The 23,914-nt window shown below is 62.0% G+C and carries 19 protein-coding genes; 3 read left to right on the top strand and 16 right to left on the bottom strand.

Features of this window, described 5'->3' with window-relative positions:
* Nucleotides 1–68: 68 nt before the first annotated feature.
* The 10 genes from ACW9IB_RS10185 to ACW9IB_RS10140 all read right to left on the bottom strand — a co-directional run bounded on the left by ACW9IB_RS10185 (nt 69) and on the right by ACW9IB_RS10140 (nt 9,206).
* On the bottom strand, nt 69–965 hold the full coding sequence (locus tag ACW9IB_RS10185; protein ID WP_457413489.1) for an aldose 1-epimerase: 897 nt from the start codon (nt 963–965) through the stop codon (nt 69–71).
* A gap of 94 nt (nt 966–1,059) precedes the next feature.
* Entirely contained in the window at nt 1,060–2,340 is a 1,281-nt protein-coding gene (locus ACW9IB_RS10180) for a TRAP transporter large permease (RefSeq protein ID WP_457367940.1), read from the bottom strand.
* Nucleotide 2,341: 1 nt separating this feature from the next.
* A complete protein-coding gene (locus ACW9IB_RS10175; protein WP_457413487.1) occupies nt 2,342–2,869 on the bottom strand; it encodes a TRAP transporter small permease in 528 nt (175 codons plus the stop codon).
* A 64-nt stretch (nt 2,870–2,933) separates the two neighbouring features.
* The gene (locus ACW9IB_RS10170) at nt 2,934–3,896 is read right to left on the bottom strand and encodes a TRAP transporter substrate-binding protein (protein WP_457367938.1); all 963 of its coding nucleotides are present in this window, start codon (nt 3,894–3,896) and stop codon (nt 2,934–2,936) included.
* 50 nt (nt 3,897–3,946) lie between these two features.
* Entirely contained in the window at nt 3,947–4,822 is an 876-nt protein-coding gene (locus ACW9IB_RS10165) for an SMP-30/gluconolactonase/LRE family protein (RefSeq protein WP_457413486.1), read from the bottom strand.
* A 30-nt stretch (nt 4,823–4,852) separates the two neighbouring features.
* On the bottom strand, nt 4,853–5,677 hold the full coding sequence (locus ACW9IB_RS10160; RefSeq protein ID WP_457413485.1) for an NAD-dependent epimerase/dehydratase family protein: 825 nt from the start codon (nt 5,675–5,677) through the stop codon (nt 4,853–4,855).
* A 296-nt stretch (nt 5,678–5,973) separates the two neighbouring features.
* Nucleotides 5,974–7,236 carry an OprD family porin gene (locus ACW9IB_RS10155; RefSeq protein ID WP_457413484.1) on the bottom strand — a complete coding sequence of 421 codons (1,263 nt, stop codon included), beginning with the start codon at nt 7,234–7,236 and terminating at the stop codon, nt 5,974–5,976.
* A 291-nt stretch (nt 7,237–7,527) separates the two neighbouring features.
* A complete protein-coding gene (gene copD, locus ACW9IB_RS10150; protein WP_457413482.1) occupies nt 7,528–8,385 on the bottom strand; it encodes a copper homeostasis membrane protein CopD in 858 nt (285 codons plus the stop codon).
* Nucleotides 8,386–8,388: 3 nt separating this feature from the next.
* The gene (gene copC / locus ACW9IB_RS10145) at nt 8,389–8,754 is read right to left on the bottom strand and encodes a copper homeostasis periplasmic binding protein CopC (protein ID WP_457367933.1); all 366 of its coding nucleotides are present in this window, start codon (nt 8,752–8,754) and stop codon (nt 8,389–8,391) included.
* The gene (locus ACW9IB_RS10140) at nt 8,748–9,206 is read right to left on the bottom strand and encodes a GNAT family N-acetyltransferase (RefSeq protein ID WP_457413481.1); all 459 of its coding nucleotides are present in this window, start codon (nt 9,204–9,206) and stop codon (nt 8,748–8,750) included. Before ACW9IB_RS10140 ends, copC begins: the two co-directional genes overlap by 7 nt.
* A gap of 143 nt (nt 9,207–9,349) precedes the next feature.
* Between ACW9IB_RS10140 and ACW9IB_RS10135 the strand changes: the two genes are divergently transcribed.
* The gene (locus ACW9IB_RS10135; protein ID WP_457413479.1) at nt 9,350–9,970 is read left to right on the top strand and encodes a TetR family transcriptional regulator C-terminal domain-containing protein; all 621 of its coding nucleotides are present in this window, start codon (nt 9,350–9,352) and stop codon (nt 9,968–9,970) included.
* Between the two features lie 122 nt (nt 9,971–10,092).
* On the opposite strand, the gene preA is transcribed toward ACW9IB_RS10135, so the two are convergent.
* From preA to hydA, 3 genes are all read right to left on the bottom strand, one after another.
* Nucleotides 10,093–11,367: an NAD-dependent dihydropyrimidine dehydrogenase subunit PreA gene (gene preA / locus ACW9IB_RS10130; RefSeq protein WP_457367930.1), complete on the bottom strand. Its 1,275-nt coding sequence runs from the start codon at nt 11,365–11,367 to the stop codon at nt 10,093–10,095.
* Nucleotides 11,367–12,734 (bottom strand): NAD(P)-dependent oxidoreductase, encoded by a 1,368-nt coding sequence (locus ACW9IB_RS10125; RefSeq protein ID WP_457413477.1) that lies wholly within the window; start codon nt 12,732–12,734, stop codon nt 11,367–11,369. The genes preA and ACW9IB_RS10125 overlap by 1 nt, the downstream gene beginning before the upstream one ends.
* Nucleotides 12,735–12,885: 151 nt before the next feature.
* Complete coding sequence (hydA, locus tag ACW9IB_RS10120) at nt 12,886–14,325, bottom strand: dihydropyrimidinase (protein ID WP_457413476.1); 1,440 nt, start codon at nt 14,323–14,325, stop codon at nt 12,886–12,888.
* A gap of 590 nt (nt 14,326–14,915) precedes the next feature.
* On the opposite strand from hydA, the gene ACW9IB_RS10115 reads away from it, so the two are divergent.
* Nucleotides 14,916–16,403: an NCS1 family nucleobase:cation symporter-1 gene (locus ACW9IB_RS10115; RefSeq protein WP_457413475.1), complete on the top strand. Its 1,488-nt coding sequence runs from the start codon at nt 14,916–14,918 to the stop codon at nt 16,401–16,403.
* Between the two features lie 154 nt (nt 16,404–16,557).
* Nucleotides 16,558–17,841, top strand: coding sequence for a Zn-dependent hydrolase (locus ACW9IB_RS10110; RefSeq protein WP_457367926.1), 1,284 nt, complete (start codon nt 16,558–16,560; stop codon nt 17,839–17,841).
* A gap of 91 nt (nt 17,842–17,932) precedes the next feature.
* Here ACW9IB_RS10110 and ACW9IB_RS10105 read toward each other — a convergent pair whose 3' ends face one another.
* The 3 genes from ACW9IB_RS10105 to ACW9IB_RS10095 are packed head-to-tail and all read right to left on the bottom strand — an operon-like array spanning nt 17,933 to nt 23,715.
* Entirely contained in the window at nt 17,933–19,351 is a 1,419-nt protein-coding gene (locus ACW9IB_RS10105; RefSeq protein ID WP_457413474.1) for an efflux transporter outer membrane subunit, read from the bottom strand.
* Nucleotides 19,335–20,504, bottom strand: a complete 1,170-nt coding sequence (locus ACW9IB_RS10100; protein ID WP_457413472.1) for an efflux RND transporter periplasmic adaptor subunit — start codon at nt 20,502–20,504, stop codon at nt 19,335–19,337. The genes ACW9IB_RS10105 and ACW9IB_RS10100 overlap by 17 nt, the downstream gene beginning before the upstream one ends.
* Nucleotides 20,494–23,715: an efflux RND transporter permease subunit gene (locus ACW9IB_RS10095; protein WP_457413470.1), complete on the bottom strand. Its 3,222-nt coding sequence runs from the start codon at nt 23,713–23,715 to the stop codon at nt 20,494–20,496. Before ACW9IB_RS10095 ends, ACW9IB_RS10100 begins: the two co-directional genes overlap by 11 nt.
* Between the last annotated feature and the right edge of the window lie 199 nt (nt 23,716–23,914).

Below are 23,914 nucleotides of genomic sequence, written 5' to 3'. Positions count from 1 at the left end.
CACTGTGGGAGAGCGCTTGCGTGGGAGCGGGCTTGCCCGCGAAGGCGGTGTGTCAGGCGAAAAATGTGTTACTGACCCTCCGCATTCGCGGGCAAGCCCGCTCCCACAATTGGAGTGTGTTTCAACGTGAATCCGAGGTGGGTTGACTGGCCCTGTTCAAGCAGCTTCAAGCCTGGCCTGCCCGGCAGGTGATGGGCATTCACCGGATGGCTCACCGGCTCGACACAAAAGAACCCCAACCCCGGCGGGCAGTACAGCAAAAAGTACTCGCTGCCACTGGCCCGGCACTCCAGCGTATACCCCAACTCCGGCTGTTCGATCACACAGTGTCCGTCCCACTGGCAAAAGCCGTTGTCTACCAGGCCTTCCGGCAAGGCCTTGAGCTGTTGGAAATCCCATTGCGCCGGAATCGGCGCCAGCCCCGTCGGCAGCTTGGACGCATCGCTCAGCCACACGTGGGTCGCCTTGGCCTGCAAACGTGTGCCGGTTGCGCGAGGGAAATAGGGATGTAAACCCAAGCCATGCCAGGCGGCTTCTTCCGCCAGGTGAGTCACCTGCAAGGTCATGCTCAACTCGCCGTGATCCAGGCGGAACCGCTGCTCCGCCCGATAGGCGAACGGGGTGTCGCAGACCACTTCAAGCACCGCTTCATTCGCCGACTGGCTGACAACCTGCCACGCCTGTTGCCAGGCCGAGCCGTGGATGGGCAGTGGATCGGTGAGGCTGTTGGGCGCCAGCGCCAGCCAACCGCCGGGGTTGTCGAAGCCACCTTCGGCGATGCGGTTGGACCAGGGCGCCAGCGGGTAGCAGCCCAGTTTTCCGGGCAACTGGGCGTGTTCATCGTTGTGGCGCAACAACGGTTGTCCGGTGGCGGTGACGTGCCAGTTGACGATGCTGCCGCCGATGTCGGGGGCCAGGGTGAGGTGGGTGAGCTGATCGCGTAGTTCAATAAGGGTTGCAGGCATGGTTTTGCGCCCTGTGAAAATAGAACAAACACTGGGGATCAAAAGGTGGGGCTTGCTCCCACCTTTTGATCTTCATTGTCGGATGGATCGGGTTTTACAGGACCACCCCCGGCAGCCACAACGACAGTGCCGGAATATAGGTCACGGCCATGAGCACCAGGAACAATACGCCATAGAACGGCAACAGGGCCTTCACGGTTCGCTCGATGGTGGTCTTGCCCACCGCCGCGCCGACGAACAGCACCGCGCCCACCGGCGGAGTGATCAGGCCGATGCCGAGGTTGACCAGCATGATCATGCCGAAATGCACCGGGTCGACGCCGATGCCGAGGATCACCGGCAGCAGAATCGGCGTGAGGATCAGGATCAGCGGCGCCATGTCCATCACCGTGCCGAGCAACAACAGCATCATGTTGATGCACATCAGGATCACGTAGCGGTTGTCCGACAGGGTCAGGAACATCGTGGTGATCTTCGCCGGGATCTGCATCAGGGTCATGATGTAGCCGAAGCTGGCGGCGAAGGCGATCAGGATCATCACGATGGAAATGGTGCGCACCGTGCGGTGCATCAGCTTGGGCAGCTCGCTCCATTTGTAGTCGCGGTAGATGAACATGGTCACGAAGAACGCCCACAGCACGGCGATGGCGGCGGACTCGGTGGCGGTGAAGATGCCGGAGAGGATGCCGCCGAGGATGATCACCATGGCCATCAGGCCCCAGAGCGCATCGGCGCAGATCTTCAGCGCTTGCTTGAGTGGAATGACCTCGCCCTTGGGGTAGTCGCGCTTCTTGGCGAAGATCAGGCACAGCACCATCAGGCACGCGCTCATCAGCAGGCCCGGCACCACGCCGGCCATGAACAGTGAGGCGATGGATACGGTGCCGCCGGCGGCCAGCGAGTAGAGCACCGAGTTATGGCTGGGCGGGGTCAGCAGCGCCTGGACCGAACCGCTGATGGTCACGGCGGTGGCGAATTCGCGCGGGTAGCCACGGCGTTCCATTTCCGGAATCAGCACCGAGCCCACCGAGGCGGTGTCCGCCACCGACGAGCCCGAAATCGCGCCGAAAAACGTCGAGGCCATGATGTTCACCAGCGACAGACCGCCGCGCACGAAACCCACCAGCACCCCGGCGAACGCCACCAGCCGGCGCGACATGCCGCCTTCGGCCATGATCGCCCCGGCCAGCACGAAGAACGGGATCGCCATCAGCGAAAACTTGTTCACCCCGCCGGCCACCTGAATCATCAGGGCCTGGAACGGGATGTCGATCCACCACGCGCCGATCAGCGCCGACAGCCCGAGGGCGTAGGCCACCGGCATGCCGATCAGGATCAGGGCGATAAAACTGCCCAGCAGAATCAATGCGTCCATATCAGGCAGCCCCTTCGCTTTCTTCAACCAGGTCGAAGCGCACCACGCGCCGCTGGCTCTGGTCGCCCAGCAGGAGTTTTTCCAGCACGAATATCAGGGTCAGCAGCCCGCCAATCGGGATCGGCATATAGGTGATGCCCACGCGCAGGGTGGGGATGGCGCTCATGAACTGGTTCCAGGTGGACAGGCACAACTTGCTGCCCCACACCGTCATGAACAGGCAGATGGTCGCCATCAACAGTTGGGAAACGATGCCGACGATGCGCCGCTGCGCGGGCGGCAGGCGGTCGGTAATCATGGCCACCGACATGTGTGCGCCGGCGCGGTAGCTGGCGGCGGCGCCGATAAAGGTGAACACCAGCATCAGCAGGATGGCGGTGGGTTCCGGCCAACTGGAGCCGGTGCCGAGGATGTAGCGGGCGAAGATGCCCCAGGGAATGATCAGCGCCACCCCCAGGACCGACAGACCGGCGACCCAGATGCAGGTCATGTACAGGCGATCATTAAAGCGCAGCAATAGATTCTTCATGGCGTTCACCGTAACCGGGCGCGTCGGTGCCGACCGCGCCGGGCCTAGCTAAAGAGGAGGGTGATTACTCGACCGCGTCGATGCGCTGGATGATGTCGGCGAAGGCCGCACCGTATTTCGCGCGCACGGGCGCCGTGGCGTCATAGAAGGGCTTTTTGTCGACGGTGATGAACTCGACGCCGGCAGCCTTGAGCTTGGTTTCGCTGCTCGCGGACTTGGCGTCCCACAGCACGCGTTCGTCGGCCTGGGCGGCCTTGGCGGCGTTTTTCACCATGACTTGCTGCGCGGGGGTGAGCTTGTTCCAAGTGATTTTCGACATCACGATGGGCTCGGGCAGGATCAGGTGCTCGGTGAGGGTGTAGAACTTGGCGTTCTGGAAATGGTTGTGTTCGAGCAGGGTCGGCGGGTTGTTTTCCGCGCCGTCGATCACGCCGGTCTGCAAGGCGCTGAAGATCTCGCCGGTGTCCATGGCAATGCCGTTGGCGCCCATTTCATTGAAGGCTTCGATGAACAGCGGGTTGCCCTGCACACGAATCTTCATGCCCTTGAGGTCGGCGATCGTGCGCACCGGTTTCTTCGTGTAGATGTTGCGGGTGCCGCCATCCATCCAGGCCAGGGCGACCAGGCCGAACTCGGAGTTGGTGATCTTGGCGAGGATCTCGTCGCCGATTTCGCCGTCGATGACTTTGCGCATGTGCGCCTGGTCACGGAACACGAACGGCAGGTTGAACACGTTCACGTCCGGCACCACCGGCCCGACGATGCCGAGGCTGACCCGGGCCATCTGGATCGCGCCGACCTGGGCCTGTTCGACCACTTCTTTTTCCGAGCCCAGCACACCGCCGGGGAAGTACTTGAAGGTCAGTTCGCCGTTGCTCTCTTTGGTGAGGGCCTTGCCCATGTTTTCCTGGGCGACGACAGTGGGGTAGCCGGCGGGATGGATGTCGGCGATTTTGATTTCCAGCGCGTGGGCGACGCTGGAGAGGGTGAAAATTGAAGCGGCGAGCAACGTGCGTTTGAAGTCCATGGGGTGTGTCTCCGTCTTGTTATTGTTGTATTCAAGGCACCGCGATGCAGCTAGAGGGTGAAGCAGGGTTCGGCCAGTCCTTGTACGCCGGGGTTGAGGGCGAATACGCCGCCGGACAGCGACTCGGCACGTTGGTCATCACGGATCGAGGTGACGAACAGGGTGTCCAGCCGGCTGCCGCCAAAGGCGCACATGGTGGGTTTTTTCACCGGGACGACGAGGGAACGGTCGAGGCGACCGTCGGGGGTGAAGCGGTGGATCAGGCCGGCATCGTTGGCGCAGATCCAGTAGCAGCCGTCGACATCGACCGCGGCGCCGTCAGGGCGGCCCAGGTACTGATGCATGTCGACGAACACCCGCCGGTTGGAGGGCGTGCCGGTGTCGATGTCGTAGTCGAACGCCCAGATCTGCTGTACCAGCGGGTGGGAATCCGAGACGTACATCGTGCGTCCGTCCGGGCTGAAGGCCAGGCCGTTGAGGGTGATGAAACCGTCCAACTGGGCATGGGGCGCCGCGCCTGAAGCGTAGCGATAAAGAGTGCCCTCGGCTGCGTTCAGGCCCATGTTCAATACCATGCTGCCGGCCCAGAACCGACCCTGGCGGTCACAGCGTCCGTCATTCAAGCGCATGTCCGCGCGTGGGTGTTCGACACTGGCCAGGAGCGCAGTGTCGAGGCTGCCGTCATCGTGCGGGGTGAGCTGGAAAAAGCCGGTTTCCATGCCCGCGACCCAATTACCCGCTTGGGTGCGGGCCATGCAGGCGAGCATCTGCGGGGCTTTCCAGGCGGCAAGATGGCCGGTGCTGGCGCTCCAGCGTTGCAGGCCACCGTTGGGGATGTCCACCCAGTACAGCGCGTTTTCCTGTGGTACCCACACCGGGCATTCGCCCACGGCATTGCGGGCATCGACGATCAGTTCAGCGGTCATGGCAACTCATTCCCTTGGGTTGATGTGAACTCAGTCACCGAACGGCCCCGCCGCGCAGAACGCGCCACCCTGATAAACCTTGGCCGGGTCGTCGGCGGCCACCGGCGGTTGGGTTTCCACCTTGGCGCGGAACACTTCGGAGCTGTCCTTGGGCGCAAAGCCCAGGTGGGCGGCGTAACGGTTGTCCCACCAGGTGTCGAGGTTATCCGACATGCCGTAGACCACGGTGTGGCCGACGTTCGGGGTGTACAACGCGCGTTCGAGCAGTTGGGTCAGGTCATCGAAGCTCAACCAGGTGTGCATCATCCGGCGGTTCTGCGGCTCGGGAAACGAGGAGCCGATGCGGATGCTCACGGTCTCGATGCCATAGCGGTCGAAGTAGAAACTGGCCATGTCTTCGCCGTAGGACTTGGACAGGCCGTAGTAGCTGTCCGGGCGGCGCGGCGAGTGAGCGTCGAGGGTTTCGCCCTGCTTGTAGAAACCGATCACGTGGTTGGAACTGGCGAAGATCACGCGCTTGACGCCGTGGCGGCGCGCGGCTTCATAGATGTGGAAAATGCCGCAGATATTGGCGCCCAGGACTTCCTCGAAGGAGCGCTCCACGGAGACGCCGCCAAAGTGCAGGATGGCGTCTACGCCTTCCACCAGATGGTGCACGGCTTGTTTGTCGGAGAGGTCGCAGGTTTGCACTTCTTCGGTGTCATCGGCTGCCGGGGCCATGTCGGCGATGTCCGACAGGCGCAGCACCTGGGCGTAGGGGCGCAGGCGCTCGCGCAGGACTTTGCCCAGGCCGCCGGCGGCACCGGTGAGCAACAGGCGGTTGAATGGAACGGGCAGGGCGGTGGTGGTATTCATGAGGGTTCCATTGTTGTTGTAGGTTGTCGTATGACTTGGCGAGAGTATCGTTAGTGATTCCCCAGGTTGTCAACGCCCGTTCGGTCATGTGATGGCCGGAAATGTGGGAGCTGGCTTGTCGGGTCGCCGCATCGCTGCGAAGACGGCGGCCCAGCCGGAAGAGATGTCGCCTGACCCACCGCTTTCGCAGCCTCGCCGGGGCTCGACAACTCCCACAGGAAATTGGCAATGGCTGAAAAAACTCTTTCAGCAGGGCCATCGAGTCGGGCGATTTCTTGCCAGCCACATTGCCCAGGTTACAGCAGCGAAATCGGGTAGCTGATAAAGATCCGATTCTCATCGAATTCGTTATTACTGAAATCCCGACGCATGGTCGAATTGCGCCATTTGATATTCAGGTCCTTTAGCGCACCGCTCTGCACCGTGTAGGCCAGCTCCGATTCTCGCCCCCATTCCTTGCCATCGGTGATCGCCCCGGTGTGCACATTACTGCCGCTGATGTAGCGGTTCATCATGGTCAGCCCCGGAATGCCCAGCACGACGAAGTTGAAGTCATGGCGCACTTGCCAGGACTTTTCCTTGGCGTTGTCGTAGCTGGCGTTGTAGCTGTCGTTGGCCAGGGTGCCGCCGCTGGTGCCGTTGACGCGCATCCATACACTGTCGCCGGTGAGCTTTTGCAGGCCCACATAAAAGGTGTTGCCGTTGTAACGGGCCGAGAGCAGGGCGAAGACGGTCTTGTTATCGAGGTCGCCGGCCAGGGCGCTGCCGTCTTCCTTGCCGTTGAAGAAACCCAGGTTGGCGCCCAGGGTCCAGTCACCCACCGGCTGGCTGTGGGTCAGGTTGAAATACTGTTGCTGGTAGATATCACTGAGTTCGGCGTACCACAGGCCGACTTGGGTGCGTTTGTCGTTGAAGGTGTATTCGCCGCCGCCGAAGTTGAAGCGGTCCGACGTGAACGCGGCTTTGCCGTTCATGAACATGTCTTCCATGCTCGCGTCGTTGCGTGGGCTATTGCCGCGAAACTGCCCGCCGTAGAGCGTCAGCCCGGCGATTTCACTGGAGGTGATCTGCCCGCCACGGAAGGTCTGGGGCAAGGAGCGACCGTCGTCGGAACGCAGGATCGGCAGCACCGGCATCCATTCGCCGACCTTCAGTTCGGTCTTCGACAGCTTGGTTTTCAACGCCACGCCCAGGCGCCCGAAATTGTCGGCCGGGCGGCCATCGTCGTGTGTCGGCAGCAACTGGGTACCGGCGGTGCCTTTGCCGCCATCGAGCTTTTGCGAATACAGGCCAAGCACATCGATGCCAAAGCCGACGGTGCCCCGGGTGTAGCCGGACTTGGCGTCGAGAATGAAGTTCTGTGTCCATTCTTCGGCCTTGGCCTGGGGGTTACTGGCGTTGGTGAAATTCCGGTTGAAGTAGGCGTTGCGCAGATTGAGTGTGGCCTTGGTGTCATCGACAAACCCTTCGGCCTGGGCGGTCAGGGGGAGGGTGAACGCCAGGCTGCTGAAGCCGATAAGACCGAGACGCGAGGAAGAATTGCGGGCGAGTTGACTCACAGTGAAGCTCCCTTTCTTTTGTTGTTTTTATTATTTGTCGTACGTCGTCGTACAACATTGCGCGAATATTTGCGGGGTTTTATTAGGCTGTCAAGCAGAAGTTATACGATGACTAGGGTGATGTTGCTTGCAATGCAAGTACTGCCCGTGTGGCAGGTGGCTTGTTGGATTGCCGCACCGCTGCGATAGCTTCATCACGGTGTAACTGACGCACCGCAGTGCCTGCATCGCGGGCAAGCCCGGCTCCCACACAAGCCGGCTCACACGCTGGATGCAATTCGGCGAGCGTCTTCAGCCCGCAATGACCATGGGCGGCAGGGTGCCAAGGAGGGAAACCGCGGCTACTGCTGAAACACCCAGTAACCATTCCAGCAACACGCTGGCCTTCAAGCTGCCCAGGCGTTGTTCGCAGTGTTCGATGCGCAGGCGATTCAACAGCGCCAGGGCCAGCATGCCCAGTACCAGCATCACCTTGATCAGCAGAATCAGCGCAAAGCCGTCGAACAAGGGCGTCGGCCACAACTGGCCGGTGAGTACGCGCACGTTGATCAGCCCGGTGACCAGCAAGCCGGCGACCAACCCGTAACCCACGCCGCTGAAGCGTTTGAGAATCGGCGCCAGGGCCAGGCGTGGCGTGTGCCGCAGGATCAGCACCAGCAACAGCAGGCCGCCGAGCCAGGCGCCGACGCACACCAGATGCACCACTTGGTTGAGGATCAGCAATTGCCCGTCCAGCCCGCTGAGCATGGCGCCATGGCCGACAGGGGCGAGGGTGCCCAGCAGCAGGGCGAGCAATGGCAGGCGCAACGCGGGCCAGGGTTTGATCAGTACGATCACCAGCAGCAGGTTCAGCAGCAGGTGCCAGACCCACACCTTTCCGAAAAAGGTGTTACTCAGCACCAGCCTAACGGTGTCCGGTTGGGCCGCCGCGTCCCAACCTCCGGCCATGCTGGCGGTGATCAACAGCAACCAGGCCACGCCGGAACCCAGCCCGAGCCAGGCCAGGCCACGGGTGATGCGCAGCAACTGCCGGTCGAGGGCCGGTTGCGGTTCAGCGCCCAACAGCCAGGGCCTGAATACCCAGGCCCCGAACATCAACAACACGACGCTGAAATGCAGGAAGCGGCACAGCACCAGCAGGGTCGCCATGGGTTATTGGCCGACCTTGAAGCTGTATTCACCGTTGCTCTTGTGGGTGTCGACCGAAACGGCGTTCCACACCACTTTGTAGTTGCCGGCAGCCAAAGGCGCGGCAGGCGTGACCACCAGCACCTTCTTGTCGGTGTCCGGTGTTTCCAGGCCCTTGATGGCGACTTCGGTGCCGTCCTTGCTCAGGGACACTTTAGTGAAGGTGGCTTCGACGCCTTCGCTGAACGTCAGGCGCAGGTCTTTCGGTGCGGCGACGCTGCTGTCAGCGGCCGGCTCCGAGCTCTTCAGGTGAGCATGGGCGAACACCGCCGATGCGCCGAACAGGGAGGCCAGCAGGGTGACGGTGGTGAGGGTTTTCTTGATCAGCATTGTTCAATACCTTCGGTGGGTAGCGCCATGTGCAACAAGGGAAAGGGCTTGCCCTCGCCGTCCAGCGGCGAGCGCGCGACCTGGATAAAACCATAGTGCAGGTAGAAGCCCACGGCCTGTGGGTTTTGCTCGTTCACATCAACAGTCAGCGTGTCATGGCGTGCGCGGGCGTGGTCGAGCAACTGACGACCAATGCCCTGGCCACGGCGGTCGGGTTCGATGAACAACATCTCCACGTTGTGTCCGCCGGTGCCGACAAACCCGGCGATGCCAGAGGCGTCTTCGTACACCCACACATCGAGAGCGGGCATGGGCAGGTAGGTGTCGCGCACCAGGGGCAACAGGCGCTGGATGTCATCTTCAGGGAGAAAATCATGGGTGGCCCGTACCGAGCGCTCCCACAGTGCTCCAAGCACTGGGTCGTCAGCGGCCACACGAGGTCGGATAGTCATGGCAATGATCCTTCATGGGGACAGCGATGCTAACCAATCCGAATTCGACCGGGAAGGTTCGCGTAAGAAGTTTCATTAAGGCCTGTCGCCCCGATCTAGAGCCGGTGGTAGTCTTGACGCCATATTGTTGTCAGGGAGCCCTTATGGGCAATCACAAGATTGGTATTCGTCGGGTCAACGTCGAAAAAATCCTGTTGGCGGCGGAGAAGATCTTCGCCGAGAAGGGCTATGGCAGCACCGCCATGGCCGATATCGCCGAAGAAGCGCAACTGCCGCGTTCCAACCTGCATTACTACTTCACCACCAAGAGTGAGCTGTACAGCGCGGTATTGTTCGACTTGCTCGAAGTGTGGAAACAGGACGCCCTGAGTTTCGAAACCTTCGATGACCCGCGCGTGGTGCTCAGCAGTTATATCCGCGCCAAGATGCAGCGCTCGCGCACGCGGCCCTATGGATCCAAAGTCTGGGCCAATGAAATCATCCACGGCGCACCGACCTTGGGTGAGGCGCTGGATGAAAGCCTGTACGACTGGGCCAAGATGAAGGAAGCGAAAATTCGTCAGTGGGTGGACGACAAACGCATCCTGCCGGTGGAACCGTCGAGCCTGCTGTACATGATCTGGGCCTCGACCCAGCACTATGCCGACTTCGATCACCAGGTGAAGATTTTGAACGATCACCAGCCGCTGTCGGACATGCAGTTCGAAAAGGCGATTCAGTCGGTGACGAGTGTGATCTTGCGGGGGATTGGGTTGGAGCCTTGATTTTTGTGGTGGACCTAAGGGCCCCTTCGCGAGCAAGCCCGCTCCCACAGTTGACCGCGTTATAGAGGGAGGAATGCAGTCGAATGTGGGAGCGGGCTTGCTCGCGAAGGCGGTCTAAAGGGCTACACCGCCTCCCGATAGGGATTGCGCGGATCCTGCGTCCAGTTCAGAAACGGCTTGCCGGTGTCCATCGGCACCATCTCGATACAGTCCGCCACCGGGCAGGTGATCTGGCACAGGTTGCAGCCCACGCACTCGTCATCGATCACTTCGTATTTATGCGTGCCATCGGCCTGTTTCAAACTGGCGATGGCCTGGTGTGACGTGTCTTCGCAGGCAATATGGCAGCGGCCACAGCCAATGCAGGCTTCCTGATCGATTTTGGCGATGACCTGATAGTTGATGTCCAGGTACTTCCAGTCTGTGGTGTTGCCTACCGCGCGCCCGGAAAATGCCTGCAAGCTGGTGTAACCCTGACTGTCCATCCACCGCGACAGCCCGTCCTTCATTTCTTCCACGATGCGAAAGCCATGCAGCATCGCCGCCGTGCACACCTGCACCGCGCCGCAGCCCAGGGCGACGAACTCGGCGGCATCGCGCCAGTTGCCGATGCCGCCAATGCCGCAGATCGGCAGGCCGTGGGTCTGCGGGTCGCGGGCGATTTCGGCGACCATGTTCAACGCAATCGGCTTGACCGCCGAGCCGCAATAGCCGCCGTGGGTACTTTGAGTGCCGACCACCGGCAGGGCGACCATGCGTTCCAGGTCCACGCTGGTGATGGAGTTGATGGTGTTGATCAGCGACACCGCATCGGCGCCGCCGCGATAGGCCGCGCGCGCCGCCACACGGATGTCGGTGATGTTCGGCGTGAGCTTGACGATCACCGGCAGTGAACAATAGGTCTTGCACCAGCGCGTCACCTGTTCCACATACTCCGGCACCTGGCCAACCGCTGCGCCCATGCCGCGTTCGGGCATGCCGTGGGGGCAGCCGAAGTTCAGCTCGATGCCGTCGCAGCCGGTGGCTTCCACCAAGGGCAGGATGCGTTTCCAGGACTCCTCGACGCACGGCACCATCAGCGACACGATCAGGGCGCGGTCCGGCCAGTCCTTTTTCACCTGGGTGATTTCCCGCAGGTTGATCTCCAGGGAGCGGTCGGTGATCAGCTCGATATTGTTGATGCCCAGCACTTCACGGTTGGCGCCGTAGTGGGCCGAGTAGCGTGATGACACGTTGACCGCCGCCGGGTCTTCACCGAGGGTTTTCCAGACCACGCCGCCCCAGCCGGCTTCAAAGGCGCGCACGACGTTGTAGGCCTTGTCGGTGGGCGGCGCAGAGGCCAGCCAGAACGGGTTGGGGGCTTTGATGCCGGCGAACACAATCGAGAGATCGGCCATTACGCAGCCTCCACATTCAGCATGAGTTGGGCGTGCATGGCCTCGGCGGCCAGCTTGCCGTGTTGTACCGCTTGCACCGTGAGGTCCTGGCCGAGGCTGACGCAGTCACCACCGGCATATATGCCGGGGATGCTGGTGCGCAGCTGTTCGTCGACGAAAATCCGCTCACCCACGCGGTGCAGTTGCTGGGCCAGCGGGTCATGCAAGGCCGCGTTGTCGAAGCCCTGGCCGATGGCCTTGAAGATCGCATCGGCGGCCAGTTCGAAGGTTTCGCCGGTGGGGTGCAGGCGACCGTTTTCCATGCGCGTGCGCAAAAAACGCATGCCGCGTACATGGCCCTGCTCATCCAGCAACACGGCTTCAGGCTGGGCCCAGGTCAACAGGCGCACCTGGTTGGCCTTGGCGATGTCCTGTTCGTGGTGGGTGGCGCCCATGTCCGCCAGGCCGCGACGGTACACGAGGTTCACATCCCGGGCGCCGAGACGGGCCATTTGCACGGCCATGTCGATGGCGGTGTTGCCGGCGCCGAGCACGATGCAGCGGTCGGCCAGCGGCAGTTGGGTCAGGTCGTCGGCCTGGCGCAGTTCGCGGATGTATTCGGTGGCGGCGAGCAGGCCGGGGGCGTCTTCATGGGGCAGGCCGAGCTGTTTGCTGGCCGCAAGGCCCAGGCCGAGAAACACCGAATCGAACTGTTGGTGCAGCTCGCTCAGGGTCAGGTTGTCGCCCAGGCGCTGGCCGTGACGAATCTCGATGCCGCCGATCTGCAGGAGGAACTCCAGTTCCTTCTGGGCGAAGTCGTCGACCAGTTTGTATTTGGCGATCCCGTATTCATTCAGACCGCCGGCTTTTTCCCGGGCCTCGAAGATCACCACGTCATGGCCGTGCATCGCGCTGCGATGGGCGCAAGCCAACCCGGCGGGCCCGGCGCCGACCACGGCGATGCGCTTGCCGGTCGGCGCAGCGCGGTGGAAGGGGTGTTCGCTGAAGTGGGCGTTGTCCACCGCGTAGCGTTGCAGCAGGCCAATGAGCACAGGGGCGCATTCTTCGGCATTGTTGCGCACGCAGGCTTGCTGGCAGAGGATTTCCGTCGGGCACACCCGGGCGCAACTGCCGCCGAGGATATTGGCCGAGAGGATTTTCTGTGCGGCACCTTGCACGTTTTCGGTGTGGATATTACGGATGAACGAGGGGATATCGATCTCGCTGGGGCACGCATTCACGCACGGCGCGTCGTAGCAATACAGGCAACGCGAAGCTTCCAGCTGGGCCTGGCGCGCGTTGAGCGGTGGTGCCAGGTCGGTGAAGTGGCTGGCGAGCGTTGCCCCATCTTCATGGGGATGGGGGAGATGGGTCAGGGTCTGGATCACGGTTTTGGCCTCACGGTTTTTTTTTCGGATTGCCTCTAAGTGGGCATTTTTTGTTGCCTGTACTGGCCTCATCGCAGGCAAGCCAGCTCCCACATTTGAAATGTGTTCGCAAATCAAAATGTGGGAGCGGGCTTGCCCGCGATTGGCGGTATCAGCGTTTCACAGCAGTAGGCCTGGAATGCGCGGCCCGCTTGTTCAACTGCTCGAACACCGCCGGATACGCCGGCCGTTCCACATACCTTCCGGCACCGCGTTCGGCGCGCAGGTCGCCATCGGCCCAGACCAGCTTGCCCTGGCTGATGGTGTGGCTGGGCACGCCGCGCACGGTCTTGCCTTCGAAGATGTTGAAGTCGACTTTCTGATGGTGGGTCTTGGCGGAAATGGTCCGCGTGCCTTGGGGATCCCACAGCACCAGGTCGGCGTCCGCACCCACGCGGATCGCGCCTTTGCGCGGGTAGAGGTTGAAGATTTTCGCAGTGTTGGTGGAGGTCAGCGCCACGAAGTCCTGCATCGACAGGCGCCCCGTATTGACGCCTTCGTCCCACAGCAGTGCCATGCGGTCTTCGATGCCGGCGGTACCGTTGGGGATCTTGCTGAAGTCGCCACGCCCGGCGGCTTTTTGCTCGGCGCAGAAACAGCAGTGGTCGGTGGCGGTGGTGTGCAGGTTGCCCGACTGCAGGCCGTGCCAGAGTGCTTCCTGATGCCCGCGCGGGCGAAACGGCGGGCTCATCACGTAGCCGGCGGCGGTTTGCCAGTCGGGATGCTGGTACACGCTGTCGTCCAGCAACAGGTGGCCGGCGAGCACTTCGCCGTACACCGGCTGGCCTTTGCCACGGGCGTAGGTGATTTCATCCAGCGCTTCCCGGGTGGACACATGCACCAGGTACAGCGGTGTGCCGATGGTTTCGGCGATGCGAATCGCGCGGCTGGCCGCTTCGCCTTCCACCTGTGAGGGGCGCGACAGCGGGTGGGCTTCCGGCCCCGTGATGCCCTGGGCCAACAACTTGCGTTGCAGGTGATACACCAGCTCGCCGTTTTCCGCGTGCACGGTGGGCACTGCGCCCAGTTCCAGACAGCGTTCGAAGCTGGCGACCAGGGTGTCGTCCGCCGCCATGATCGCGTTCTTGTAGGCCATGAAGTGCTTGAAGCTGTTGATGCCATGATGGCTGACCAGCTCGGCCATTTCCTCGCGCACCTGCTCGCTCCACCAGGTGATCGCCACGTGGAAGCCGTAGTCCGAGGCGGATTTTTCCGCCCAGCCGCGCCACTGGTGGAAGGCTTCCAACAGGGATTGCTGCGGATTGGGAATCACAAAGTCGATGATCGATGTGGTGCCGCCCGCGAGGCCCGCCGCCGTGCCGCTGAAAAAGTCCTCGCTGGCCACGGTGCCCATGAAGGGCAATTGCATATGGGTGTGGGGGTCGATGCCGCCGGGCATCAGGTATTGGCCGCTGCCGTCGAGTATTTCAGCGCCGGCGGGAATATCCAGGTTTGTGCCAATGGCGCGTATCAGACCGTCTGCGCATAACACATCGGCGCGGTAACTTTCATCATGGGTAACAACGGTGGCGCCACGGATCAACAGCGACATGTCGAGTTCCTCACAGGCATGACCGGCTTGTGCCAGTTCTAAGTGTTGTCATGGATTAACCGGTGGTCGATTAAATCCTGTCATGGATGACAGGAATAGAAACTAGTCTTAGTTTTTAGATTGATCAAGAAGATTTTTTATAAGCCTATTCATATACTAACTTATTGATTTTTAAGTATAAATTATGAAAATCACCAAAATGTAGCGTGCTCACACCATTTTGACGCACTTGACAGGTTATCGATTTGAGCAACATTTCCTATTGCAAATCAGCCGCTTGAGACATGCCTCTTGACGGGGCTGGCAAATAAAAATAATTGTGTTGCACCAGATTGAGTCCTGGCAGTTCGAGTCACTTCCATCGGGTTTAGCCTGAGCCCCGTGAGAAGTACCGCAGGTTCGATCGGAAAGCTGATAAACATCAGCACGTTATATAAGCGGTGCGAGTTCGGAAGGGGTTGTCGGCACGGATATTGAGTGCACTGGCGGCTGGCCGGACCCGTGATGTCATGTTGTTTACGAGGTACTCCGGCCATCCGGCGCGAAGCGTTGGGTGAGCAACAATAATTCGAAAAAACCGTGGAGCGGCCATGCAACAGAACAGATCGCAAGTCATTGAGCGCAACGGCCTGTACGAACTCGACGCCGGCCCCGACGTCCTCGACAGCCCTCGTTACAACCACGACATGGCACCGACCAAGGTGCACGAACGCACCTGGAACAAGTGGCACATCACCGCGCTGTGGGTCGGCATGTCGATCTGCGTACCCACCTACACCCTGGGCGGCGTACTCACCGCGTATTTCGGTTTGTCGGTGGGCGAGGCACTGATGGCGATTCTGCTCGCCAACATCGTCGTGCTGCTGCCGCTGACCCTCAACGCGTTCCCGGGTACCAAGTACGGCATTCCGTTTCCGGTATTGCTGCGCTCCTCCTTCGGCATCCTGGGTTCCAATGTGCCGTGCCTGATCCGCGCGCTGGTGGCGTGCGGTTGGTTCGGCATCCAGACGATGTTCGGCGGGCTGGCGATTCACCTGTTCCTGGGCTCGATTTTCGAGGGTTGGAAGTCCCTGGGCGGCACCGGTGAAGTGATCGGCTTCACGATTTTCTGGACCCTCAACCTGTGGGTGGTGCTGCGCGGTGCCGAGTCGATCAAGCGTCTGGAAACCCTGTCGGCACCGCTGTTGGTGGCGGTGGGTATTGGTTTGCTGGTGTGGGCGATGCCCAATGTGTCGATCAGCGAGCTGATGGCGATCCCGCCCAAACGCCCGGAAGGCGCAAGCCTCACGGGGTACTTCATGGCGGGTCTCACTGCCATGGTCGGGTTCTGGGCGACCTTGTCCCTGAACATTCCCGACTTCAGCCGCTACGCCAAAAGCCAGAAGGACCAGATCCTCGGGCAGATCTTCGGCCTGCCGCTGACCATGTTCCTGTTCGCGGCCCTCGGCGTGATCATGACCGCCGCTTCAGTGAAACTGGTGGGCGTCAGCGTGTCCGACCCCGTGACTCTGATCGGGCATATCCAAAGCCCGGTGTGGGTGGCCATCGCGATGTTGCTGATCATCATCGCCACCTTGTCCACCAACACGGCGGCGAACATCGTTTCGCCCACCAACGACTTCCAGAACATCGCGCCCAAACTGATCAACCGCACCACGGCGGTGATCCTCACCGGGCTGGTGGGGCTGGCGCTGATGGGGCATGAGCTGCTGAAAAAACTCGGGCTGATCATCTCGGATGTCAGCCTGGAAACGGTCTATTCCAACTGGTTGCTGGGCTACTCGAGCCTGCTGGGGCCCATCGCCGGGATCATGGTGGTGGACTATTTCATTACCCGCAAACAACAACTCGACCTGGCCGGTTTGTACCGCGATGACGTGTACCCGGCGTGGAACTGGAGCGGTTTCATCGCCTTAGGTGTGCCGGTGGTGCTGACGCTGCTGTCGCTGGGCAGCGATGCGTTCAACTGGTTCTACAGCTATGGCTGGTTCACCGGTTCGGCGTTGGGCGGGTTGATGTATTACGGCCTGAATGCCAAGCGCGCGGCCAGCCCGGTCACCGTCAAATCCCCGTTGTAATGCGTTCAATGTGGGAGCTGGCTTGCCTGCGATAGCGGTGTATCAGTTGACCCTGTTTTAGCAGCCACTCCGCCATCGCAGGCAAGCCAGCTCCCACACAAGCCAGTTCCAAGTTTTGAGTCAGTCCATAAAAATGTAGCCTGAGGAGATCCCCATGAACGCTGCGCTCGACGTTCTGCAATCCACCCATCAGCACATCAACCGCGACCGTTTGTGGCAGTCCCTGATGGACCTGGCCAAACTCGGCGCCACGCCCAAGGGCGGTGTGTGCCGTCTGGCACTGACCGATCTCGACCGCAAGGCCCGCGACCTGTTCGTGCAATGGTGCGAGGACGCCGGCTGCACCGTCACGGTCGATGGTATCGGCAACATCTTCGCGCGTCGCCCCGGACGCAATCCCAACCTGCCGCCGGTGATGACCGGCAGCCACATCGACACCCAGCCCACCGGTGGCAAGTTCGACGGTTGTTTCGGCGTGCTGGCCGGCGTGGAGGTTCTGCGCACCCTTAACGATCTGAACGTGGAAACCGAGGCGCCGCTGGAAGTGGTGGTGTGGACCAATGAAGAGGGTTCGCGCTTTCCGCCGTGCATGATGGGCTCCGGCGTGTTTGCCGAGAAATTCACCCTGGCCGACACCCTGGCCAAGGTCGATGCGGACGGCGTCAGCGTGGGGGATGCGTTGAGCGCGATTGGCTATGCCGGCACGCGTGCCGTCAGTGGGCACAAGGTGGGGGCGTATTTCGAGGCGCATATCGAACAAGGCCCGATCCTTGAGGACGAAAAGAAAACCATCGGCGTGGTGCTGGGGGCCCTCGGGCAGAAGTGGTTCGACTTGAAACTGCGTGGCGTTGAAGCTCACGCGGGACCCACTCCGATGCACCTGCGCAAGGACGCCCTGGTCGGCGCGGCCGCAGTGGTGGCGGCGGTGAACGCGGCGGCACTGGGGCATCAGCCCCACGCGTGCGGCACGGTGGGTTGCCTGCAGGCGTATCCGGGGTCGCGCAACGTGATTCCGGGTGAAGTGCGCATGACTCTGGATTTCCGTCACTTGGAACCAGCCCGGCTGGACTCGATGATTGCCCAGGTGCGTCAGGTGATCGACGAGACTTGCGCCAAACATGGCTTGAGTTTCGAGATGGAACCCACGGCGGACTTCCCGCCGTTGTACTTCGACAAAGGCTGCGTGAGTGCCGTGCGTGATGCGGCAAATGGCTTGGGTTTGTCGAACATGGACATCGTCAGCGGGGCAGGGCACGACGCGATCTTCGTGGCCGAACTGGGCCCGGCGGGGATGATCTTCGTGCCGTGCGAAGGGGGCATCAGCCATAACGAAATCGAGAACGCCGCGCCGGATGATCTGGCGGCGGGGTGCGCGGTATTGTTGCGGGCGATGGTGGCCGCGTCCGCCGCGATTGCCAGCGGCAAGCTCGCCGCCTGAAATGCCGTCATCGCAGTGTAAGCCCGCTCCCACATTGAACGGTGTGAACCCGATCGAATGTGGGAGCGGGCTTGCCCGCGATGGCGTTCGATCAGGCGCCGGGTTGCCAGCCGCCGCCGAGGGCGGTGACTAATCCCACGCTCGCCTGCAACTGCCGCGTCTGCACCGCTTGCAACGTGCGCTGCGCCTGCAACGCCGCCGTCTGGGCGGTCACCACATCCAGATAACTCACCGCTCCCGCCTGGTAGCTGTTCATCGCCAGCGCCTGGGTGTGCAGCGCCGCATCTGCTGCCGCTTGTTCATCCTGCGCCTCCTGTTGCAGGTCTCGCAGTTGCCCCAGGTTATCCTCCACTTCGCGCACCGCTTTCAGCACCTGGCTGCGGTACTGCGCCGAGGCCTCTTCGAATTCGGCTTTGGCCTGGCGTTCATTGGCGCTCAAGCGCCCGCCGTCAAAGATCGGCAGATTGACTAAAGGTCCCAGCGCCCAATATCGATTGCCAGCCGAAAGCAGGTTGCCAACCCCTTGGGTCTGTCCGCCAATCAGCCCAGTCAAACTGAAGTCCGGGTACCACGCCGCCTTGGCCACGCCGATGTTGGCGTTGGCGGCAAACACCCGGCGCTCGGCTGCGGCGATATCCGGACGCCGTTGCAGCAGGTGGCTCGGCAACTGCGAAGGGATGCCAGGCAACGCGATCAATTGTTGGCTCGGCGGCAGCGTGAAGTTGCTGGCTGCCACCCCCACCAGTTCGCCAATCGCATGCTCGGTGAGGTTGCGCTGGCCACGCACCTCATCCAGTTGCGCCTTGGCTTCTGCCAGCTGGTTTTGCGCGCGGGTCAGGTCCAGTTCCGAGGCAATCTGGCCTTCATACCGACTGCGTGTGAGTTGCAGCGCCTGGCTGAAATCCTCCAGTGAGCTGTTGAGGATTCGGCTCTGTGCATCCAGCCCGTTGAGCTGCACGTACAAGGTCGCCAACTGATGCTGCAGGCTCAAACGCGCTACGGCCAGGTCATCGCCGGACGCTTGCGCCTGGGCATCGCCGGCCGCTACTTGGTTGCGGATTTTGCCCCACAGGTCCAGGTCGTAGCTCAACGAAAACCCGGCCGTGTTGCTGTTGTACACCGAAGGCTGCGTATCGCCGCGCAGCGGTCGCGAGTCCGATTGCCGCTGGCGCAGGGGTTGTGCGCTGGCGGTGATCTGCGGGAACAGGCCGGCATGCAACTGGCTGGCATACGCCTGGGAGGCATCGAAGTGCGCCAGCGCCGCTGCCAGGTCCGGGTTGGCCTTGAGCAGTTGCTGTTGCAGGTCATTCAGGCGTGAATCGTGGTAGAGCTTCCACCACTCGGGCGCGAGTCGGTCGGATGGTTGCGCGCTGTGCCAGGGGCCGTTGAGGGGCTGCTCGCGATAGTTGGCGGGCAGGTCCGCGCTTGGCACCTTGTACGTGGGCGCCATCGAGCAGCCTTGCAACGCCAGCAGCATCAAGGCCGCGAGGGGCTTAAGCCTTGGGCGCATGCGCACCTCCCGAGGCATCGGCCAGTTGCACCGGGTCGCCTTCGCGCAGCGCATCAGGTGGGTTGTCGATCACGCGATCGGCAGGTTTCAGGCCCTGATCGATCACCAGTCGTTCGCCCAGGTCGAGGCCGATATGGATGGCTTGCAGGTGCACATGGTTCTGCGCATCCAGCACCGCAACCTGAGTGCCTTGGGCACGAAAGATCAGCGCACTGGCCGGGATGCTCACGCCATGGGTGTCCGCGGGGATCGGCAGGGTCGCTTCGGCGTAATCACCGGGCAGCAAGGCCTCGTTGGGATTGTCGACGACGAACTGCGCGAGCAGCGTGCCGGAGCGTCGGTCGATGGCGGTGGAGTCGCCGATCAGCCGCGCCTTGAAGTGCTCGCCCGGATGTTCCGGTACGGTCAGCTCGGCTTCGAGGCCTGGGTGGATCACTGCCGCATAGTTCTGCGGCACGGGCACATAGAGGCGCAATTGATGGGTGTCGGCGATGTTGAACAGCTCCGGATCGCTGTCGGTATCGGCCTTGATCAGTTGGCCGATATCGGTGTTGCGCGCGGTGATGGTGCCGGCGAACGGCGCGCGGAGGGTCTTGTAGCTTTCCAGCGCCGAGAGGCGCGCGTAGTCGGCGGCGGCCGCTTCGGCGTTGGCCTTGGAGGCAGCGGCGTTGGAGGTTTTTTCGTCAGCTTCCTGGCGTGACACCGAATGGCTGGCCAGCAGGTTCTGCCAGCGCTTGGCAGTCGTTTCGGCCAGGCGTGCGTCGGCTTGTTCCTGGACCAGGCGGGCGTGGGTTTGCGCCAGTTGCTGGTCCAGGTCCGGGCTGTCGATCTCGGCGAGGACTTGCCCGGCTTTGACCTGGGTGCCGATATCGGCTTTCCAGTCCTTGAGGTAGCCACTGACCCGGGCATGGATCGGTGCCTTGCTCCAGGCTTCCAGGTGCGCCGGCAAGCGCAGCGTGTCACCCGCAGCGTTTTGTCTGGGCTGGAACACCATCACCTGGGGGATGGCGGCGGTTTCCGTCCAGGCGGTCACCGATTGTTCGTGCAGGGTGCGGGCGTGCAGGCCGTTGGCGACCAACAGGGCGGCCAGAGTCAGGCCGCCGGCCCCCATGAGCATCAGACGCTTGCGTGAGGGTTTGTGATCAGACGGCATGGGGCGTTTCTCCAGCAGTGGCGCGAGTAGGATGACGACCGTGGACCAGGCTGAAGACCACGGGAACGAACAGCAGGGTGGCGACGGTGGCGAAGATCAGGCCACCGATCACCGCCCGGCCGAGGGGGGCGTTTTGTTCTTGGGAGATAGCCAGCGGCAACATGCCGATGATCATCGCCAGGGCGGTCATGCACACCGGGCGAAAACGTGTGTAACCGGCTTCCAGCGCGGCCTTGAGTGCATCACCATGTTCAGCCAGGCGCTCCCGGCAAAAGCTCACCACCAGGATCGAGTTGGCGGTGGCCACGCCCATGCACAGGATCGCCCCGGTGAGCGCCGGTACTGACAACGATGTGCCGCTGAGGAACAGCATCCACACGATGCCGGCCAATGCGGCGGGCAATGCGGTGATGATCACAAACGGGTCGGCCCAGGACTGGAAGTTGACCACGATCAGCAGATAGATCAGCACCACCGCGCCGAGCAGGCCGAAGCTCAGGCCGCTGAAGGCTTCGTGCAGTGCATCGATCTGCCCGTGCAGGCTGATCACCGCGCCTTTGGGGCGCATCGAGGCGGTGTCATTCAGCACCTTTTGCACATCACGCGCCACGCCGCCGAGGTCGCGGCCTTGCACGTTGGCGTACAGGTCCAGGGTCGGTTCGATGTTGTAGTGGGTCACCACTGCCGGGCTTTCCACGCGGGAAATGCTTGCCACGCCGCCGAGGATTTGCGACTGACCGTCGGCGCCGGTGACCGGCAAGGCTTCCAGCGAGGGCAGGCTGTCGAGGCGGTATTGCGGGGTGGCGGCAACGATCGAATAGGACACGCCGTTGGCCGGGTTGAGCCAGAAGGTTGGCGCGACCTGGGAACTGCCGGCGAGGGAGGCGACCATGCTGTTGGTCACATCCCGCTCGGTGATGCCCAGGCCGTTGGCACGCAGGCGGTCCACGTTCACTTGCAGCGACGGGTAGCCGGTGGACTGCTGGATGCGCAGGTCGGCGATGCCCGGGATATGCGACAGGCGACGCTCCAGCTCGACTGCGTAGGCGCGGTTTTCGGCGTCGCTGCGTCCGGAGATTTTCACGTCCAGCGGAGCCGGCGCACCGAAGTTGAGGATCTGGCTGCTGATGTCGGCGGGCAGGAAGGCGAAGTGGCTGCCGGGGAAGCTTTCCGGCAGGGCTTCACGCAGTTTTTTCACGTAGTCGGCGGTAGGTGCGTGGTCTTTTTTCAGGGTGACCTGAATGTCGCCATCCTGCGGGCCGATGGTACCGCTGCTGCTGTAGGCCATGTCGATGCCGCTGAGCGGGATGCCGATGTTATCGACAATGGTGTCGAGTTCTTCGGCGGGGATGATTTCGCGAATCCGTGCTTCGATGCGGTCGAAGGCAGCCGCGCTCTCTTCGATGCGCGTGCCCAGCGGCAGGCGCACATGCAAGGCCAGGGCACCGGCGTCGGTGGCCGGGAAGAAGTCCTGGCCCAGGCTCGGCAGCAGCAGGAACGACGCGAGGACGCAGGCCAGGAAGCCGAAGATGAAGCGCTTGCGATTGACCAGTGCCAGCGTCAGCAGGCCGTGGTAGGTGTCGCGGATATTCGAGAAGTGCCGCTCGAAACCCTGCTGGAAATTCAGCAGCGATTGCAGCACGGCATTGCGCGGTTTGGTGTGCTGCTCGCCCTCGTGGTGGTTGATGAAGGCATCTTCCGGGTGATGCCCCGGCCCTTGTTCCGGCGCATGGGGCTTGAGCAGGAACATCGCCAGGGTCGGCACCAGTGTGCGCGAAAGTATGAACGAACTGGCCATGGCAAAGATCACCGCCAGGGCCATCGGCCGGAACAGGTAGCCGGCGATGCCTTGCAGCAGGAACATCGGTACGAACACGATGCAGATGCACAGCAGCGAAACGAACGCCGGGCCGACGATTTGCGCGGCGCCGTCGAGGATCGCGGTCTTCACCGCCTTGCCTTGTTCCAGGTGCCAGTTGATGTTTTCGATGGTCACCGTGGCGTCGTCCACCAGAATCCCCACCGCCAACGCCAGCCCGCCGAGGGTCATGACGTTGAGGGTTTGCCCGGTGGCGGCCAGCAGTGCGATGGCCGAGAGCACCGCCAGGGGAATCGACGCGGCGATGATCAGGGTCGAACGCCAACTGCCGAGGAACAGCAGGATCATCGCACTGGTCAGCAGAGCGGCGATGATGCCTTCCTGGGCCACGCTGCCGACCGACTCTTTCACGAACACCGACGCGTCGCCCAGCAGTGACGTCTTCAATGACGGCGGCAGGGTTTCGTTGATGCGCGGCAGCATCTGGCGGATGCCGTCGATGATCGACAGGGTGGAGATGCTGCCGTTTTTCAATGCCGGCATCAGCACGGCGCGGTGGCCGTCGACGCGCACGATGTTGGTCTGCGGTGGCGAGCCGTCACGCACGTGGGCGACCTGGCCGATGGTGATCAGTGCACCGTCGACGGTCTTGATCGGCAACTCGTTGAGTTCATCGATGGCCTTGGGGCTGTTGTTGAGCAGGATCGTGTATTCGTTGGGGCCGAGCTTGGCGGTGCCCACCGGGATGATCTGGTTCTGCAGCGCCAGGGCATTGCCCACGTCCTGTGCCGACAGGCCTTTGGCGGCCAGCGCTTGCGGGTCGAGGTCGAGGGTAATCTGCCGTTGTTTGCCGCCCATTGGCGTAGGCATGGCCAGGCCGGGCAGGGCGCTCAGGGGCAGGCGGATATTGTTCTGCACCAGGTCGCGGATTTTGGCTTCCGAGAGGCTGGGGCTGGAGAACGCCATTTGCAGAATCGGCACCGTGGAGGCGCTGTAGTTGAGGATCAGCGGCGGCGTGATGCCGGGCGGCATCTGCTTGAGCACGGTTTGTGACACGGCGGTCACTTGGGCGTTGGCGGTGCGGATGTCCACACCGGGTTGGAAGAAGATTTTGACGATGCCCATGCCGGGCAGCGATTGCGATTCGATGTGTTCGATGTCGTTGACGGTGGTGCTCAGGGAGCGTTCGTAGGTGTAGATCACGCGGCCCGCCATGGCGTCCGGCGACAGGCCGTTGTACTGCCAGACCACGGCGACCACGGGGATGCCGATATCGGGGAATACATCGGTGGGGGTTCTCAGGGCCGCCATCGGCCCGATGATGCAGATGAATATGGCCAACACGATAAACGTGTACGGCTTTTGCAGTGCGGTCTTTACCAGCCCGAGCATGCGTGAACCTCCGTCGGTGCAGAATTGCAAACCCCGGCAGTCTTGCCCGACCCACCTAACACGCACCTTTCAGCGATATGAAGGAACATTTAGTCAGGGGCTGAAGATCGTTTCATATGTATTCATTTGTTCTACAAAGGGTGGCTCCTCAAGCTTGTAGCCCATCGGACGCGACACAGTTGAGTGCCGTCCACCGCGT

The organism is Pseudomonas sp. SDO524_S393 (assembly GCF_054071875.1).
The sequence above is the reverse complement of the archived record's forward strand: the minus strand, read 5'-3'. Positions and strand labels throughout refer to the sequence as shown.